The following is a 16,687-nucleotide window of genomic DNA, read 5'->3' as shown; positions in this document are numbered from 1 at the left end:
AAAGTCTATACCTGCGCCGTCGGTCGCACAATGAGCGAAGAAAATCAAAGGCTTGCAAGAGCAGCCTAGAGATGCGGATCGATCTCCTCGCCATACATGTCCGACTTCTTATAGAAGTCATGCATATGACGCAGCAGCACCATGATCACCGCCGCTGCCGGCAGGGCCAGCAGCACGCCGGTAAAGCCGAACAGCTCGCCACCGGCAAGAATGGCGAAGATCACCGCCACCGGATGCAGGCCGATGCGGTCGCCGACCAGCAGCGGAGTCAGGACCATACCCTCAAGCGCCTGGCCGACCATGAACACGGCCACGATACCCAGCAGCGGATAGGGGTCGACGCCGAACTGGAACAGCCCGGCGACCATCGCCGCGCCGATCCCGATGATGAACCCCATGTAGGGCACGATCGCCGCCAGCCCGGCCAGCAGGCCGATCAGCAGGCCCAGCTCCAGCCCCACCAGCATCAACCCCGAGGCGTAGATCACGCCCAGGGCAAGCATCACCAGCAACTGGCCGCGAACGAAGGCACCGAGCACCTCGTGGCATTCCTCCGCCAGCTCCACCACCTGCGGCTCGCTCTGGCGCGGCAGCAGGCTGCGCAGCCTGGCCATCATCAGGTCCCAGTCACGCAACAGGTAGAAGCCCACCACCGGGATCAGCACCAGGTTGGCCAGCCAGCCGACCAGCGCCAGGCCGGAAGCGGTGACCTGGGACAGCACCACGCCGACGATATCGGTGGTCTGGCCCATATGGGCGCTGATGGCAGCCTTGACCTTGTCGAATTTCCAGAAGCCGTCGGCCAGGCCCAGCTTGACCTGGACCCAGGGCAGCGCCACATGCTGCAGCCAGTCGAGCATCTGCGGCGCGACTTCGTACAAACGCACCAGTTGCTTGGCCAGCATCGGAATCAGCACCAGCAGCATCGCCAGCAGGACCAGGCTGAACAAGGCGAAGACCACTGCCACCCCGGCGGTACGCGACAAGCCCATGCGCTCCAGGCGATCCACCAGCGGATCGCCCAGGTAGGCCAGGAGAATCCCGACCAGGAACGGCGAAAGGATGCCGTGCAGAAGATAGAGAAGAATGCCTAGCGCCAGCAGGGCGATAGGCCACATCCAGCGGCGCAGGTCGATCATCGCGACGGCTCCTTACCAGCGGAAACGCAGGCCGGTGAACGGGGCCGGTGCTGGTGCCGGTTGCGCACCTGGCACGGCGGGCGTCGCAGCTGCCGGTGCAGCCACCTGGGCGGCATCGGCCGGTACTTCCTGCAGTTTCGCCAGGCCCAGCTGGGCCCGTAATTGGTCGCTGCTGCCGGTGGCTTTCCAGGTCATGACATCGCCCTGTACTTCGATGACCCGACCACCGAACGGTTCGAGCACCCGGCCCAGCTCGGCGTAGCGCTCCAGGTTCATGCCCTGGACCTGGACCTGCTGCTCGCTGCTGGCCCCCGGCCTGGCCACGAAACGCGGCGCCAGGCGCTGGCTGACCGCGAGCATCACGGCATCGGCTACGGCCGCCTGGTCTGCGCCCTCGACCTTGCCCTGTTCACGCTGCTCGCCCAGCCACAGGCGCCAGGTGCCATTCCACTTGCCATCGGCTTCGCTGGCATGCACCGCCAGCAGCGCGTCGGCAGCGTAGCGCCCGGAAGCGGCCTGCAGCGGCGAAGGGTCAGTACCTTCGAGATTCTTCGGCGTGGCGACCAGTTGTTCTTCCAGGTCGCCCAGTGGCAGGCGCAGCGGCAGGCCACGGTGCTGGGCGGCCCGGCGCAGCACTTCGGCATTGCTCTGGCCATCGCCGACCAGGCTGGAGCCCTCGGTGCTGTCGTTCAACCACCAGCCGAGGATCGCCGGACGGTTGCTGCCCCACAGGGCCAGCCCGGCCTTGCGCAGGGCACGCTCGGTGCTGCCGGGGTCGAAGTCCACCAGCAGGGTTTCGGGCGGACCGGCCTCGGTGCCGAACTGGCTGATGATCTGCTGCGGGTCCTTGCGCAATTCGGCAAGCCCGGGATTCTGCGGCGCCTTGGGATCGCCGGTCAGGCGCAGGACCAAGGTGTCCAGCGCCGCCTGGGTAGCCTGGGCGCGGGCATCGGCACCCTGCCCGGCCAGCGGCTCGCGCACCTGGTACAGCCCGGAGACGCTTTCGGCCTGGGCCGCCACGGCGAACAGGGCAACGCAGCAACCGAACAGATATGAACGCAAAGGCATGAAGGATTCCTGTCCAGATATAGAAAGAAGCGAAGTCCAGCGTGAAGCCAAGACCCTCGCCACAGCGCAAAATTCACTGGGTGGGCGCTGTTTCACCTCCTATACCTTATACAGGCCGCGACAAGGCAACCACCCGCCCGCGGTGATTCATGTTTTTTCCTTATATTCAGGCCCTGCCCGTCGGCCTGAGGATGGCCGCTGCCGGGCAACCCTGATAAAATCGCGCGCCTTCGCAGACCACTGACGGTCGGGCAGGCGGATCCAGTTTTCCCCGCAGCCTGGCAGGTCAGGGTCGATTTCCCCGAATCCCTCCCTCCTAAAGGCCTGGATCACATGAGCAAGCAACCCTCCCTTAGCTACAAGGACGCCGGTGTAGACATCGACGCCGGCGAAGCCTTGGTCGAACGCATCAAAGGCGTGGCCAAGCGCACCGCGCGCCCGGAAGTCATGGGCGGCCTGGGCGGCTTTGGCGCCCTCTGTGAAATCCCGGCCGGCTACAAGCAACCTGTCCTGGTGTCCGGCACCGACGGCGTCGGCACCAAGCTGCGCCTGGCGTTGAACCTGAACAAGCACGACTCGATCGGCCAGGACCTGGTCGCCATGTGCGTCAACGACCTGGTGGTCTGTGGCGCCGAGCCGCTGTTCTTCCTCGACTACTACGCCACCGGCAAGCTCAACGTCGATGTGGCTGCCACCGTGGTCACCGGCATCGGCGCCGGCTGCGAACTGGCCGGCTGCTCGCTGGTCGGCGGTGAAACCGCCGAGATGCCGGGCATGTACGAAGGCGAAGACTACGACCTGGCCGGCTTCTGCGTAGGTGTGGTGGAAAAGGCCGAGATCATCGACGGTTCGAAGGTCGCCACCGGTGACGCCCTGATCGCCCTGCCATCCTCCGGCCCGCACTCCAACGGCTACTCGCTGATCCGCAAGATCATCGAAGTCTCCGGTGCCGACATCGAGCAAGTGCAACTGGACGGCAAGCCGCTGACCGAACTGCTGATGGCGCCGACCCGCATCTATGTCAAGCCGCTGCTCAAGCTGATCAAGGAGACCGGCGCGGTCAAGGCCATGGCCCACATCACTGGCGGCGGCCTGCTGGACAACATCCCGCGCGTCCTGCCAAAAGGCGCCCAGGCGATCGTCGACGTGGCGAGCTGGGAGCGTCCTGCGGTCTTCAACTGGCTGCAAGAGCAAGGCAATGTCGACGAGCACGAAATGCACCGCGTGCTGAACTGCGGCGTCGGCATGGTCATCTGCGTGGCCCAGGACCAGGTCGAAACGGCCCTGAACAGCCTGCGCCAGGCCGGTGAGCAGCCTTGGGTGATCGGCCAGATCGGCGTGGCTGCCGAAGGCGCCGCCCAGGTCGAGCTGAAGAACGTCAAGGCACACTGATGCCCACCACGAAGTGCGATGTAGTGGTGTTGCTGTCGGGTTCCGGCAGCAACCTGCAAGCCCTGATCGACAGCGCCCGTGCCGGGGATTCCCCGGTCCGGATCCGCGCCGTGATTTCCAACCGCGCCGATGCCTACGGCCTGCAGCGCGCCCGTGACGCCGGCATCGACACCGCCGTGCTCGATCACAAGGCGTTCGACGGCCGCGAAGCCTTCGACCAGGCCCTGATCGAGCGGATCGATGCCTTCTCGCCGCAACTGGTGGTGCTCGCCGGCTTCATGCGCATCCTCAGCGCCGACTTCGTCCGCCACTACGCCGGGCGCCTGCTGAATATCCACCCTTCCCTGCTGCCCAAGTACAAGGGCCTGCACACCCACCAGCGCGCGCTGGAGGCGGGTGATGCCGAGCATGGCTGCAGCGTGCACTTCGTCACCGAGGAACTCGATGGCGGGCCGCTGGTCGTACAGGCAATCATCCCGGTGGCCCCGGATGACACGCCAGAGACCCTGGCGCAGAGGGTTCACAGCCAGGAACACCAGATCTACCCGCTGGCAGTGAGCTGGTTCGCCGCAGGCCGTTTGCGCCTCGGTGAAAGCGGTGCTCTACTGGATGGCCAGCCCCTGGCGGCCAGCGGCCACTTGATTCGACCCTAGGAGATTTTATGCGTCGCGCCCTGCTTCTCGCCCTCGCCGTGCTCGCACTGCCGCTTCAGGCAGCCGAGCTGAAACCCTTCTCGGCCAGCTACACCGCCGACTGGAAGCAACTGCCCATGAGCGGCACTGCCGAACGCAGCCTGGAAAAGAACGCCAACGGCACCTGGAGCCTCAACTTCAAGGCGTCGATGATGATCGCCAGCCTGACCGAGCAAAGCACCCTGTCGCTGGACAAGGACACCCTGCTGCCGCAGAGCTATCACTTCGAACGTGGCGGCCTGGGCAAGGCCAAGAAAGTCGACCTGGACTTCGACTGGTCGCAGAAAGTCATCACCGGTACCGACCGTGGCGACGCGGTGAAACTGCCGCTCAACCGTGGCGTACTGGACAAGTCCACCTACCAGCTGGCGCTGCAGCATGACGTGGCTGCCGGCAAGAAAAGCGTGAGCTACCAGGTAGTCGATGGCGACGAGATCGACACCTACGACTTCCGCGTACTGGGCACCGAGAAGGTCACCACCCGGACCGGCCAGGTCGATGCGATCAAGGTCGAGCGCGTCCGCGATCCAAGCCAGAGCAAGCGCATCACCGAACTGTGGTTCGCCAAGGACTGGGACTACCTGCTGGTGCAACTGCGCCAGGTCGAGACCGACGGCAAGGAATACGTGATCGTGCTGCAGGACGGCACGGTGGATGGCAAGGCGGTCAAGGGTAACTGACCGGCTGGTTGTTCGTTGCTCCCGAAACCCCGCCTTGTGCGGGGTTTTCTTTTGTCTGGGAGGGCCTCATCGCTGGCAAGCCAGCTCCCACAGGACTTGTGGGAGCTGGCTTGCCAGCGATGAGGCCCTCAGGAGCAAGCATGAAAGATCTTTCATGGCGCTTTTAATTTACTTAGCGAGCTAACAAATCCTATAAATGAGGCCTGCGACAGAGTGCCGCAGTTAACCGGATTTGGAGTTTGCACATGACTGTCAAAGTAACTGAGCGCGACGAATCGAAACTGTCCCACGAAGGCGTCGCCGCTGGCGTCCGCATCTGGGATGTGCACCAGCAGGGCCAATTGGTCGGCATGTTCCACACTGAACACGAAGCCCATCGCTACCGCATGGAACTGGAAGTCTGGGAAACCCGCCGGACCCAGTCCTGAAACCGGACTGTTCCACACAAAACAAACCCCGCCATGGCGGGGTTTGTCGTTTCTACCGAATCAGATCACCACATCAGGTCATCCGGGATCACGTAGGCCGCGTACGGATCGTCGGCATCCGGCTCTTCCACCTGGGTATTGAGCAGCAGGATGCGCTTGGGATCGCGCTCCTGGATCTTCAGCGCCGCTTCACGGGGAATGATCTCGTAGCCGCCAGCGTGGGCGACGATGGCCAGCGAGCCGCTGCTCAGCTTGCTGCGCATCAGGGCGTTGACCGAGATGCGCTTGACCTTCTTGTCGTCGACGAAGTTGTAGTAGTCCTCGGTGGTCAGCTTGGGCAGGCGCGAGGCTTCGATCAGTTGCTTGACCTGCGCGGCACGGGCCTTCTGCTCGGCCTTTTCCTGCTGCTGGCGGTTCAGCTCCTGGTCCCGCGCAACCTTCTCGGCCATTGCCTCCTTGGCCAGGCGCTGCTGGCTGTCGTCGACTTCGACCTGGCCTTTATGCTCCAGGCGTTTCTGCTTCTTTTGCTCTTTGTTGACCTGCTTGACCTGCTTCTGGTTGACCAGACCGGCTTTGAGCAATTGGTCGCGAAGGGAAAGGCTCATCGTGTTCACTCACTTAATGCATCGCGCTCAGCCGCAGCTGGGCAGGTTCTTTTCCTGACGCTTGGCTTCGCCCCAGAGCGCATCCAAGTCTTCGAGGGTGCAATCTTCGATCGGACGCCCGCTGTCGCGCAATGCCTGCTCGATAAAACGGAAGCGTCGCTCGAACTTGGCGTTGGCGCCACGCAGGGCATTTTCCGGGTCGATCTTCAGGTGCCGGGCCAGGTTGACCGTGGCGAACAGCAGATCGCCCACTTCATCGGCCAAGGCCACGGCATCGTTGTCGGCCATGGCTTCCAGCACTTCGTCCAGTTCCTCGCGGACCTTGTCCAGCACCGGCAGCGGGCCCGGCCAGTCGAAACCGACCTGGGCCGTGCGTTTCTGCAACTTGGCCGCGCGGGACAGCGCCGGCAGCGCCGCCGGAACGTCATCGAGCAGGGACAGTTGTTCGGGAACGCCCTTCTCGGCCCGCTCCTGCGCCTTGATCTCTTCCCAGCGCTGCTTGACCTGGTGTTCATCCAGGCGCGGGGTATCCAGCGGCGCATACAGCTCGCCGGTGGGGAACACATGGGGATGGCGGCGGATCAGCTTGCGGGTGATGCTGTCGATCACCCCGGCGAACTCGAAGCGGCCTTCCTCCATGGCCAACTGGCTGTAGTAGACCACCTGGAACAGCAGGTCGCCCAGCTCGCCCTGGAGGTGCTCGAAATCGCCGCGCTCGATGGCATCGGCCACCTCGTAGGCTTCCTCCAGGGTATGGGGAACGATGCTCGCGTAGGTCTGTTTCAAGTCCCACGGGCAGCCGTATTGCGGATCGCGCAGGCGGGCCATGAGGTGCAGCAGGTCGTCCAGGGTGTACATCGTGGCTTCTCGTAACAGCACAGGCCCGCCGCGATGGCGGGCCTGTCTCGGTCAAGGGGTGCGATTGCGCCGGGTCTCGATGATGTTCGGCAACTGCGAGATACGCCCAAGCAGGCGGCCGAGGGCATCCAGGCCGGGAATCTCGATGGTCAGCGACATCAGCGCGGTGTTGTCTTCCTTGTTCGAGCGGGTGTTGACCGCCAGCACGTTGATCCGCTCGTTGAGCAAGACCTGGGACACGTCACGCAGCAACCCCGGACGGTCGTAGGCACGCACCATGATGTCCACCGGATAGGTCTGCACCGGCACCGGCCCCCAGCTGACCTGGATGATCCGTTCCGGCTCGCGCCCGCCCAGTTGCAATACCGAAGCGCAGTCCTGGCGGTGGATGGTCACCCCGCGGCCCTGGGTGATGTAGCCGACGATGGCGTCCCCCGGCAGCGGCTGGCAGCAGCCGGCCATCTGGGTCAGCAGGTTGCCCACGCCCTGGATCTGGATGTCGCCGCGCTTGCCCGGCTTGAAGCCGGTGGCCTTGCGGGTGATGAGATCGATTTCCTCGATCCGCTCCGGTTCCACCAATTGCTGGGCGGCGTTGACCAGGTGGGCCAGGCGCAGGTCGCCAGCGCCGAGGGAAGCGAACATGTCCTCGGCGGTGCGCAGGTTGGCTTTTTCCGCCAGGCGCTCGAAGTCCACCTGGGGCAGGCCGAGGCGGTTCAGCTCGCGCTCCAGCAGGGTCTTGCCGGCCGCGACGTTCTGGTCACGGGCCTGCAGCTTGAACCAGTGGACGATCTTCGCCCGCGCCCGCGAGGTGGTGACATAGCCGAGGTTGGAGTTCAGCCAGTCGCGGCTCGGGTTGCCGTGCTTGCTGGTGATGATCTCCACCTGCTCGCCGGTCTGCAGGCTGTAGTTGAGCGGCACGATGCGCCCGTTGATCTTGGCGCCCCGGCAGTTGTGGCCGATCTCGGTGTGCACCCGGTAGGCGAAGTCCAGCGGCGTCGCGCCCTTGGGCAGATCGATGGCGTGACCGTCAGGGGTGAACACGTAGACCCGGTCGGGCTCGATATCCACCCGCAACTGCTCGGCCAGGCCGCCGATATCGCCCAGCTCCTCGTGCCATTCCAGGACCTGGCGCAGCCACGAGATCTTCTCTTCGTAGTGGTTGGAGCCGGACTTGACGTCGGTGCCCTTGTAGCGCCAGTGGGCGCACACGCCCAGCTCGGCTTCCTCGTGCATGGCGTGGGTGCGGATCTGCACCTCGAGGACCTTGCCCTCGGGCCCGATCACCGCGGTGTGCAGGGAGCGATAGCCGTTTTCCTTGGGGTTGGCGATGTAGTCGTCGAACTCCTTGGGAATGTGCCGCCACAGGGTGTGGACGATGCCGAGCGCGGTGTAGCAGTCGCGCATTTCCGGAACCAGTACCCGCACCGCGCGCACGTCGTAGATCTGGCTGAACTCCAGGCCCTTGCGCTGCATCTTGCGCCAGATGGAATAGATATGTTTCGCCCGACCGCTGATATCGGCCTTGACCCCGGTGGCCAGCAGTTCGTTCTGCAACTGGGCCATGACGTCGTTGATGAAGCGTTCGCGATCGAGCCGGCGCTCGTGCAGGAGCTTGGCGATCTGCTTGTACTGGTCCGGCTCCAGGTAGCGGAAGGACAGGTCCTCCAGCTCCCACTTGATATGGCCGATACCCAGGCGATGCGCCAGCGGCGCGTAGATATCGAAGACTTCGCGGGCGACACGGTGGCGCTTCTCGTCGTCGGCGCCCTTCACCGCGCGAATGGCGCAGGTGCGCTCGGCCAGCTTGATCAGGGCCACGCGCACGTCGTCGACCATGGCCACGAGCATCTTGCGCAGGTTTTCCACCTGGGCCTGGGAACCCAGCACCAGGGACTGGCGCGGATTGAGACTGGCGCTGATGGCGGCCATGCGCAGCACGCCGTCGATGAGCTTGGACACCACCGGACCGAAGCGCTGGGCGACTTCGGCCAGGGTTGCCTTGCCCTCGCGCACGGCGCGATAAATGATCGCGGCGACCAGCGAGTCCTGGTCGAGCTTGAGGTCCGCGAGGATTTCGGCGATTTCAAGACCGGCCTGGAAACTCGAGGTGCCATCGGCCCAGGAGTGTTTGGCCTGGTTGCCCTGCTTCTCGATTTCCTGGGCGAATTCGCAGGCAACCTTCAGCGCTTCGCGATCCAGCGCCGCGTCGACGCTGCACACGTGATCCAGCCATGCTTCGAGATTGATACTGCCGTCAGTGTTGACCGGCTGGTGCACTCTCACCTGTACCATCTTTGTTTACCTTTTCCTGCAGCGCATGCGCGATGCGCCTGAAAACTCGGGTGCCGTGCCACAGATCGATAAAGGCACGACACCCGGCGGTCAGCCTGGCTGACCCGCCTCGAATAACGCCATGGCCTCGACATGTGCTGTCTGCGGGAACATGTCGAGGATCCCGGCCCTTTTTAACCGGTAACCCTGCTTGATCAACTCAAGCGTATCGCGGGCCAGGGTCGCCGGATTGCACGACACATAGACCAAGCGTTTTCCACCCAGTGCTGCGATATTTCTGACGACTTCGTAGGCACCGTCTCGGGGTGGGTCCAAGAGTACCGCAGAAAAGCCTTCCGTCGCCCACCCGGACGCTGCCAGCGGTTGGGATAAATCCGCCTGAAAACAGCGAACATTATTCAAATTATTGCTACGGGCATTGGCAGCGGCCCGTTCGACCATTGCCTGCACCCCTTCCACGGCCACCACCTCGGCGGCCTTCTGCGCCAGCGGCAGGGCGAAGTTGCCCAGACCGCAGAACAGGTCCAGCACGCGCTCGTCATTCTGCGGCGCGAGCCAGTCGAGGGCCTGCTCGATCATCGCCGTATTGACGCCGGCGTTGACCTGGACGAAATCGCCCGGGCGATAGGCCAGGGTCAGGTTCCAGGGCTGCAGTTCGAACCCGAGGGACTGCTCCGGTTCCACCGACCAGGGCTCGCCTTCGCCTTGCAGCCAGAGCTGCACGCCTGCTACGGCGCAGAAGGCTTTCAGCCTGCCCAGGTCCACCTCGCCCAGCGGTGCGGTGTGGCGCACCAGCATGGCCAGGGCGGTACCGCTGAACAACTCGACGTGCCCTACCACCTGGGGCTTGCCCAGGCTCTGCAACAGCAGCGGCAGATGGCGCAGCACCGACTGCAAGGGCTGTACCAGCACCGGACAGTCGTCGATGGCGATGATGTCCTGGCTGGCTTCGGCGCGGAAACCGACGTCGAGTTTCTTCGTCTTGTGATCCCAGCGCACCGCAATCCGGGCCCGGCGGCGATAGCCGAATTCCGGCCCGCTCAGAGGCGCGGCCCATTGCTCGGGCACGACACCCGCCACCCGCTGCAACTGTTCGGCAAGCAGGCGCTGCTTGAGCTGAAGCTGATCGTCATGGGACAGGTGCTGCAGGTTGCAGCCGCCACAACGCTCGAAGTGCCGGCAGGGTGCCTCGCGGCGCTGGGCACTGGCGCCGAAGACCCGCTCCAGGCGGGCCTCGACCACCTTGCCATGGGCATTGAGCACCCGCGCCTCGACCTCTTCGCCCGCCAGCGCACCGCTGACGAACCAGGTACGGCCGTCGAGGAAGGCAATGCCGCGGCCATCGCCAGCCAGGCGCTCGATGGTCAGGCGCTGCTTCTTGCCCGTCGGCACCTGGGGCGCACGGCTGCCGCCGGCCGGCTGGAAGCGCAGGCCGCCGTTACGTTTACCTTTGGACATCAGCGATCCGCGTCGAAAATGCCGGTCGACAGATAGCGGTCACCACGGTCGCAGATGATCGCCACCATGGTCGCGTTCTCCACTTCGCGGGACAGGCGCAGCATGGCTGCCACTGCACCACCGGACGACACGCCGCAGAAAATGCCCTCTTCCCGGGCCAGGCGACGGGTGGTTTCCTCGGCTTCGCTCTGGGCCATGTCGACCACGCGATCGACGCGCTCGGCCTGGAAGATCGACGGCAGGTATTCCTCGGGCCAGCGACGGATGCCCGGGATGGCCGAGCCCTCCATGGGCTGCAGGCCGACGATCTGCACCTGCGGATTCTGCTCCTTGAGGTAGCGCGAGCAGCCCATGATGGTGCCGGTGGTGCCCATGGAACTGATGAAGTGGGTGATGTTGCCGCCGGTCTGGCGCCAGATTTCCGGGCCGGTGCTGACGTAGTGGGCCTCGGGGTTGTCGCCGTTGCCGAACTGGTCGAGGACCAGGCCGCGACCTTGGTCACGCAGGCGCTCGGCCAGGTCACGGGCACCTTCCATGCCCTCTTCCTTGCTGACCAGGATCAGCTCGGCACCATAGGCGGTCATCGCCGCCTTGCGTTCGGCGCTGGAGTTGTCGGGCATGATCAGGATCATCTTGTAGCCCTTGATCGCCGCCGCCATGGCCAGGGCGATACCGGTGTTGCCGGAGGTCGCCTCGATCAGGGTATCGCCCGGCTTGATCTGACCGCGCAGCTCGGCACGGGTGATCATCGACAGCGCCGGACGGTCCTTGACCGAACCCGCCGGGTTGTTGCCTTCGAGTTTCACCAGGAGAGTATTGCTGGTGTCGCCGGCCATGCGTTGCAGGCGGACCAGGGGGGTGTTGCCGACGCAATCGGCGATGGTGGGGTACTGCAAGGTCATGGCGTTTTCGCAATCCAGACTCACGGGGCCGCCTATCATACCGGCAAACCGTCGCACTCCATATCACGCAATCTGCGAGGTTTATAGCGGATCGCTATAAGCCTGGGCGGCAGCCTGTCGCTTGCGCCGCCAGCAGGCGGAAATTCAGGCGCAGGCCCCGTGTCCCGTTCTGCGCCCAGAGCCGGCCACCCTGGCGCTGCACGGCGTTGCGGGCGATGCTCAGGCCCAGGCCGAAGCCGCCATCGCCGGGGCGCGAGCCGTCCAGGCGAGTGAAAGCAGCGAATATCCGCTCCAGCTCCGTCTCGTCCACGCCACCGCCCTCGTCTTCCAGCCAGAGCAGCCAGTGGTCGCCCTGGCGTTGGCCGCCGAGGCGGACCAGGCCACCCGCCGGTGAGTGACGGATGGCATTGCGCAGTATGTTTTCCAGGGCCTGGGCGAGGCTGTCGAGATGGCCCTGCACCCAGCAGTCATCACCCAATTCGCACACCAGTTGTGTTCGCGGCCAGCCACTTTCGAAGCAGGCATCCTCGCAGAGCATTTCCCACAGAGCGGCGATGCCGATCGGCTCGCTGGGCAGCGGCGCACGCTCGGCATCCAGCCAGGCCAGTTGCAGGGCATCCTCGACCAGGCGCTGCATGCCTCGCACCTCGCGCCGCAAACGCTCGCGCAGCCGTTGCCCATCCTGCTCGCTGTCGCTGGCCACCTGCAGCCGGCTCAGTGGCGTGCGCAACTCATGGGACAGGTCGCGCAACAGTTGCTGCTGCAAGGCCACGGTGCCCTGCAGGCGCTCGGCCATATCGTCGAAGGCCCGGCCCAGTTCGCCGAACTCGTCATGGCGGCTGGTGGTGGCGCTGGCTACCCGTGCCGTCAGTTGCTCGGCGCGCCAGGCGTTGGCCTGGTCGCGCAGTTGATGCAGCGGGCGGATCAACATCCGGTACAGGCCGAAGCAGAACATCAGGGTCAGCAGCCCGGGGATCAGGCCATTGGTGACCATGCGCCAGAACAGCAGGTTCCAGCGGTCGGGGACCAGCCGCTGGGGCAACTCGATGACCAGGCTGCCGAGGGACGAGTCGCCGGGAAACGGTACGCGCATCCACGGCGCGGTGCTGGAATGGCGGCTCACCGGACGATCCACGCCACGCAGATTGGTCAGGCGCTCGACCTGGGCATCGCTCAGCGGCAGGCTGCCCAGCGGTTGCAGGTCTGGCCCGATCACGGCGATAAAACCCTGTTCACGCTCGCGCATGCCGCCCAGCCACAGATCGATACCCGCCGTGCCGCCGCTCAACAGGGCACGCTCGGCCTCGGCGGCATACCCTTCGAGCAATTCCCGCGCGTGCGGGGCCAGGTAGGCATTGCGCACTTCCATCTGCCGGCCCCAGGACAGGCTCAGGCCGATCAGCAGCAGGCAGAACCCCACCATGAGGATCGCCAGTTTCCAGAACAGCGAATGACGATTGGGCAACTTACGCGTCCTCGCCGGCGCCAAGCATGTAGCCCTGGCCCCAGACAGTGCGAAGCTGGCGCCCCTGGTAGCCGATGGCCTTGAGCTTGCGCCGGATCTGGCTGACATGCATGTCCAGACTGCGGTCGTGGCGCGAGTAGCCGCGCTGCAGCACATGCTGGTAAAGGAAGGGCTTGCTCAGCACCTCGTCGGGGCTGCGCTGCAGGGTTTCGAGCACCCGGTACTCGCTGGGCGTCAGGCCAGCCCAGTGGCCATCGTGGCACACATCGCAGGCCTTCTCGTCGAACTGCAGTTCGCCGCCCGGCGCCCTGGTTGCCGGCCACTGTCGACGTTCCAGATCGACCCGGCGCAGGATCGCTTCGATGCGCACCCTCAGCTCGGCCATGCTGAATGGCTTGGGCAGGTAGTCGTCGGCGCCGCGCTGGAAGCCGGTGATGCGGTCCGCCTCTGCCCCGAGCGCCGACATCATGATCACCGGCGTGCTGCTGCGCTCGCGCAGCTGCACCAGGGCGTCGAGGCCGGTCATGCCCGGCAGCAGGATATCCATCAGCACGACGTCGAAATGCTGCTGGCGCGCCTGGTCCAGGCCGTCACGGCCGTTGCGGCACCAGGTCACGAGAAAACCACTACGCTGGAGTTGCTCGTGAAGATAGGCACCAAGCACCGGATCGTCCTCGATCGCGAGAATGTTGGGATTGCGGATGACGTCGGGATTCATTGGCGGCTGCTAGCGATTCTCAATCGCGCGATTATTTAGCAATTGCTTTCCCCAGGCAACCCGATCCGGGTACAAGGGAGGGTTCATCACGGAGCGATTAACCAGTGCAATACCTCGATACACGCGGTAGCTTTCTGTCCATACAGCGCCGCGCAGACACAGGAGACCGGGCGTGCTGAATCGATTTGGAATCAGGACCCGCGTGCTGCTGCTCGCCGTGGTGCCCGCCGGGACCATGGCCCTGGTGCTTGGCGGCTATTTCACCTGGCTGCAGCAGAACGAACTGCAGACCCAGTTGCTCCAGCGCGGACAGATGATTACCGAGAGCCTGGCGCCCCTTGCGGGCCCGGCCCTGGCACGAAAGGATCGCGCGCAACTGGAACGCATCGCCGCGCAGACCCTGGAACAGACTGATGTCCGCGCCGTGTCCTTTCTCAGCCCCGACCGCGGCAGCCTCGCCCACGCCGGGCCGAGCATGCTCAACATGCCGCCGGCCGGTGGCGGTACGCAGATGCTCCAGCGCTCCGGCAGCGATGCCACCCGCTACCTGCTGCCGGTGTTCGGCCATCATCGGGACCTGGCCGACGACCCCGTGCCCCATGAAACCGATCGCCTGCTGGGCTGGGTCGAGATCGAGATATCCCACGGCAGCACATTGCTGCGCGGTTATCGGGCGCTGTTCGCCAGCCTGCTGCTGATCCTGCTCGGGCTGATGGCGACCACCCTGATCGCTCTGCGCATGAGCCGGGCGATCAATGGCCCGATCGGGCAAATCAAGCACGCGGTCAGTCAGCTCAAGGACGGCAACCTTGAAGAGCGCCTGCCGAGCATGGGCAGCTATGAACTGGACGAGCTGGCCGCCGGTATCAACCGCATGGCCGAGACCCTGCACAGCGCCCACGAAGAGTTGCAGCACAGCATCGACCAGGCCACCGAGGACGTGCGGCAGAACCTGGAAACCATCGAGATCCAGAACATCGAGCTGGACATGGCGCGCAAGGAAGCGATCGAGGCGAGTCGGATCAAATCCGAGTTCCTTGCCAACATGAGCCATGAGATCCGCACGCCGCTCAACGGTATCCTGGGCTTCACCCATCTATTGCAGAAAAGCGAGCTGACCCCGCGCCAGCATGACTATCTCGGTACCATCGAGAAGTCTGCCGACAGCCTGTTGGGGATCATCAACGAGATCCTCGACTTTTCCAAGATCGAGGCCGGCAAGCTGGTGCTGGAGAGCATTCCGTTCAACCTGCGCGACCTGATCCAGGACACGCTCACCATCCTCGCGCCGCAGGCGCATGCCAAGCAGTTGGAGCTGGTCAGCCTGGTCTACCGGGACACGCCGCTGTCGCTGATCGGCGACCCGCTGCGCCTGAAGCAGATCCTTACCAACCTGGTCAGCAACGCGATCAAGTTCACCCGCGAGGGCACCATCGTCGCCCGCGCCATGCTCGAGGACGAGCGCGAAGACTCGGTGCAGTTGCGCATCTGCATCCAGGACACCGGGATCGGCCTCTCGGCCCAGGATGTGCGGGCCCTGTTCCAGGCGTTCAGCCAGGCCGACAACTCGCTGTCGCGCCAGGCCGGCGGTACCGGGCTGGGCCTGGTGATCTCCAAGCGCCTGATCGAGCAGATGGGTGGCGAGATCGGTGTCGACAGCACGCCGGGAGAAGGTTCGCAGTTCTGGATCAGCCTGAGCCTGCCACGGGCCCGCGATACCACCGAGGACCAACCGCTGCCGGCCCTGCACCAACGACGCACGGCGATCACCGACAACCACGAACTGGCGCGCCAGGCGCTGGAGCATCAACTGGAGGATTGCGGCCTGGCGGTCAGCACCTTCGGCACTCCCGAGCAACTGCTTGGCGCGGTCGAGGCCGCCCATCTGGCCGGGCAGCCGTTCGAGCTGGCGGTGCTTGGCGTCAACCTGCACGACATGGCTCCGGAAAGCCTCGGCCAGTTGATCCAGCGCCTGGAGCGGTTCGCCTGCCAGGCCCTGGTGCTGTGCCCGACCACCGAGCAGACCCTGTATCACCCGTTCCTGCCCAACGCCCATGGCCAGTTGCACGCCAAGCCGGCGTGCACGCGCAAACTGCGCCGCGCCCTGCTCGAACTGGTCCAGCCGCGGCGCAGCCAAGGCGAGCTCAAGGCAATACCGGGCCAGCGCCTGCCAAAGGTGCTGTGTGTCGATGACAACCCGGCCAACCTGCTGCTGGTGCAAACCCTGCTGGAAGACCTGGGCGCCGAGGTACTGGCGGTGGACAGCGGCAAGGCGGCGCTCCAGGCCGTGCAGCAGGACAGTTTCGACCTGGTGCTGATGGACGTGCAGATGCCGGGCATGGACGGTCGCGAATGCACCGAGCAGATCCGCCGCTGGGAAGCCGGTCACGGCGGCCAGGCGCTGCCCATCGTCGCCCTTACCGCCCACGCCATGGCCAATGAAAAGCGCGCCCTGCTGCACAGCGGCATGGACGACTACCTGACCAAGCCGATCAGCGACCGGCAACTGGCCCAGGTGGTGCAGAAATGGACCGGGCTGACCGTCCACGTTACCCGTGACGAACGCAGCAGCAGCAGTGCTTACGGCGGCAGCGAACTGAAGGTGCTGGACCCGGAGGAAGGCCTGCGCCTGGCCGCCGGCAAGCCGGACCTGGCGGCGGACATGCTGGCGATGCTGCTGGCCTCGCTGGAGTCGGACCGCCACGCCATCCGCGCCGCCCGCGATACCGGCGACCGCGCGGCGACCATCGAGCGCGTGCACCGGCTCAATGGCGCCACCCGCTACTGTGGCGTGCCGCAATTGCGTGCGGCCTGCCAGCGCAGCGAAACGCTGTTGAAGCAGGACGACCCGCAAGCCCAGCAGGCCCTCGACGACCTGGAGCGGGCCATCGACCGGCTGACGCACGTCGCACGCCAGAGCGCCTGACCCAGGGCAAGGCGCCAGGACGCCACTTGGCTACACTGGCGGTTCGACCGTTAGGGAGCATGAA

At 65.0% G+C, this 16,687-nt stretch carries 14 protein-coding genes; 5 read left to right on the top strand and 9 right to left on the bottom strand.

All coding sequences use genetic code 11. From position 1 onward, the window contains the following. Positions 1 to 65 precede the first annotated feature (65 nt). Positions 66 to 1,139 carry an AI-2E family transporter gene (locus N7650_RS09380; protein ID WP_279897957.1) on the bottom strand — a complete coding sequence of 358 codons (1,074 nt, stop codon included), beginning with the start codon at positions 1,137 to 1,139 and terminating at the stop codon, positions 66 to 68. Positions 1,140 to 1,151: 12 nt separating this feature from the next. Continuing rightward, a complete protein-coding gene (locus N7650_RS09375) occupies positions 1,152 to 2,207 on the bottom strand; it encodes a DUF2066 domain-containing protein (protein WP_279897956.1) in 1,056 nt (351 codons plus the stop codon). Between the two features lie 333 nt (positions 2,208 to 2,540). Here N7650_RS09375 and purM point away from each other — a divergent pair, with 333 nt between their 5' ends. The 4 genes from purM (at position 2,541) to N7650_RS09355 (ending at position 5,399) form a co-directional block, all read left to right on the top strand. Continuing rightward, complete coding sequence (purM, locus tag N7650_RS09370; RefSeq protein ID WP_009407380.1) at positions 2,541 to 3,599, top strand: phosphoribosylformylglycinamidine cyclo-ligase; 1,059 nt, start codon at positions 2,541 to 2,543, stop codon at positions 3,597 to 3,599. Further along, entirely contained in the window at positions 3,599 to 4,252 is a 654-nt protein-coding gene (purN, locus tag N7650_RS09365; RefSeq protein WP_009407377.1) for a phosphoribosylglycinamide formyltransferase, read from the top strand. The genes purM and purN overlap by 1 nt, the downstream gene beginning before the upstream one ends. 8 nt (positions 4,253 to 4,260) lie before the next feature. Further along, the gene (locus N7650_RS09360; protein WP_009407376.1) at positions 4,261 to 4,971 is read left to right on the top strand and encodes a DUF3108 domain-containing protein; all 711 of its coding nucleotides are present in this window, start codon (positions 4,261 to 4,263) and stop codon (positions 4,969 to 4,971) included. 245 nt (positions 4,972 to 5,216) lie between these two features. Beyond that, a complete protein-coding gene (locus tag N7650_RS09355) occupies positions 5,217 to 5,399 on the top strand; it encodes a hypothetical protein (RefSeq protein WP_009397964.1) in 183 nt (60 codons plus the stop codon). A gap of 65 nt (positions 5,400 to 5,464) precedes the next feature. Here N7650_RS09355 and N7650_RS09350 read toward each other — a convergent pair whose 3' ends face one another. The 7 genes from N7650_RS09350 to N7650_RS09320 form a co-directional block, all read right to left on the bottom strand. Further along, positions 5,465 to 6,004 (bottom strand): DUF2058 domain-containing protein, encoded by a 540-nt coding sequence (locus N7650_RS09350; protein ID WP_009397965.1) that lies wholly within the window; start codon positions 6,002 to 6,004, stop codon positions 5,465 to 5,467. A 27-nt stretch (positions 6,005 to 6,031) separates the two neighbouring features. Next, positions 6,032 to 6,862, bottom strand: a complete 831-nt coding sequence (gene mazG / locus N7650_RS09345; RefSeq protein ID WP_009397966.1) for a nucleoside triphosphate pyrophosphohydrolase — start codon at positions 6,860 to 6,862, stop codon at positions 6,032 to 6,034. A 51-nt stretch (positions 6,863 to 6,913) separates the two neighbouring features. After that, positions 6,914 to 9,154 (bottom strand): GTP diphosphokinase, encoded by a 2,241-nt coding sequence (gene relA, locus N7650_RS09340; RefSeq protein WP_009397967.1) that lies wholly within the window; start codon positions 9,152 to 9,154, stop codon positions 6,914 to 6,916. 90 nt (positions 9,155 to 9,244) lie between these two features. Then, a complete protein-coding gene (gene rlmD, locus N7650_RS09335) occupies positions 9,245 to 10,612 on the bottom strand; it encodes a 23S rRNA (uracil(1939)-C(5))-methyltransferase RlmD (protein WP_279897955.1) in 1,368 nt (455 codons plus the stop codon). Continuing rightward, positions 10,612 to 11,514 (bottom strand): cysteine synthase CysM, encoded by a 903-nt coding sequence (gene cysM / locus N7650_RS09330; protein ID WP_037059881.1) that lies wholly within the window; start codon positions 11,512 to 11,514, stop codon positions 10,612 to 10,614. Before cysM ends, rlmD begins: the two co-directional genes overlap by 1 nt. A 94-nt stretch (positions 11,515 to 11,608) precedes the next feature. Beyond that, positions 11,609 to 12,937, bottom strand: coding sequence for a sensor histidine kinase (locus N7650_RS09325; RefSeq protein ID WP_279898074.1), 1,329 nt, complete (start codon positions 12,935 to 12,937; stop codon positions 11,609 to 11,611). A gap of 43 nt (positions 12,938 to 12,980) precedes the next feature. Beyond that, the gene (locus tag N7650_RS09320; RefSeq protein ID WP_009397975.1) at positions 12,981 to 13,697 is read right to left on the bottom strand and encodes a response regulator transcription factor; all 717 of its coding nucleotides are present in this window, start codon (positions 13,695 to 13,697) and stop codon (positions 12,981 to 12,983) included. Between the two features lie 172 nt (positions 13,698 to 13,869). Here N7650_RS09320 and N7650_RS09315 point away from each other — a divergent pair, with 172 nt between their 5' ends. Continuing rightward, on the top strand, positions 13,870 to 16,623 hold the full coding sequence (locus tag N7650_RS09315) for a response regulator (RefSeq protein WP_279897954.1): 2,754 nt from the start codon (positions 13,870 to 13,872) through the stop codon (positions 16,621 to 16,623). Positions 16,624 to 16,687: the final 64 nt, after the last annotated feature.

The organism is Pseudomonas sp. GD04058 (assembly GCF_029836855.1).
Lineage (GTDB): Bacteria > Pseudomonadota > Gammaproteobacteria > Pseudomonadales > Pseudomonadaceae > Aquipseudomonas > Aquipseudomonas bharatica.
The sequence above is the reverse complement of the archived record's forward strand: the minus strand, read 5'-3'. Positions and strand labels throughout refer to the sequence as shown.

What these genes read in the sequence shown, in the direction of transcription:
- N7650_RS09375 (WP_279897956.1), bottom strand. Translation starts at nt 2,207, where the DNA reads ATGCCTTTGCGTTCATATCTGTTCGGTTGCTGCGTTGCCCTGTTCGCC.
- N7650_RS09360 (WP_009407376.1), top strand. Translation starts at nt 4,261, where the DNA reads ATGCGTCGCGCCCTGCTTCTCGCCCTCGCCGTGCTCGCACTGCCGCTT.
- rlmD (WP_279897955.1), bottom strand. Translation starts at nt 10,612, where the DNA reads ATGTCCAAAGGTAAACGTAACGGCGGCCTGCGCTTCCAGCCGGCCGGC.
- N7650_RS09350 (WP_009397965.1), bottom strand. Translation starts at nt 6,004, where the DNA reads ATGAGCCTTTCCCTTCGCGACCAATTGCTCAAAGCCGGTCTGGTCAAC.
- purN (WP_009407377.1), top strand. Translation starts at nt 3,599, where the DNA reads ATGCCCACCACGAAGTGCGATGTAGTGGTGTTGCTGTCGGGTTCCGGC.
- N7650_RS09320 (WP_009397975.1), bottom strand. Translation starts at nt 13,697, where the DNA reads ATGAATCCCGACGTCATCCGCAATCCCAACATTCTCGCGATCGAGGAC.
- relA (WP_009397967.1), bottom strand. Translation starts at nt 9,154, where the DNA reads ATGGTACAGGTGAGAGTGCACCAGCCGGTCAACACTGACGGCAGTATC.
- N7650_RS09325 (WP_279898074.1), bottom strand. Translation starts at nt 12,937, where the DNA reads ATGGTGGGGTTCTGCCTGCTGCTGATCGGCCTGAGCCTGTCCTGGGGC.
- purM (WP_009407380.1), top strand. Translation starts at nt 2,541, where the DNA reads ATGAGCAAGCAACCCTCCCTTAGCTACAAGGACGCCGGTGTAGACATC.
- N7650_RS09355 (WP_009397964.1), top strand. Translation starts at nt 5,217, where the DNA reads ATGACTGTCAAAGTAACTGAGCGCGACGAATCGAAACTGTCCCACGAA.
- cysM (WP_037059881.1), bottom strand. Translation starts at nt 11,514, where the DNA reads ATGACCTTGCAGTACCCCACCATCGCCGATTGCGTCGGCAACACCCCC.
- mazG (WP_009397966.1), bottom strand. Translation starts at nt 6,862, where the DNA reads ATGTACACCCTGGACGACCTGCTGCACCTCATGGCCCGCCTGCGCGAT.
- N7650_RS09380 (WP_279897957.1), bottom strand. Translation starts at nt 1,139, where the DNA reads ATGATCGACCTGCGCCGCTGGATGTGGCCTATCGCCCTGCTGGCGCTA.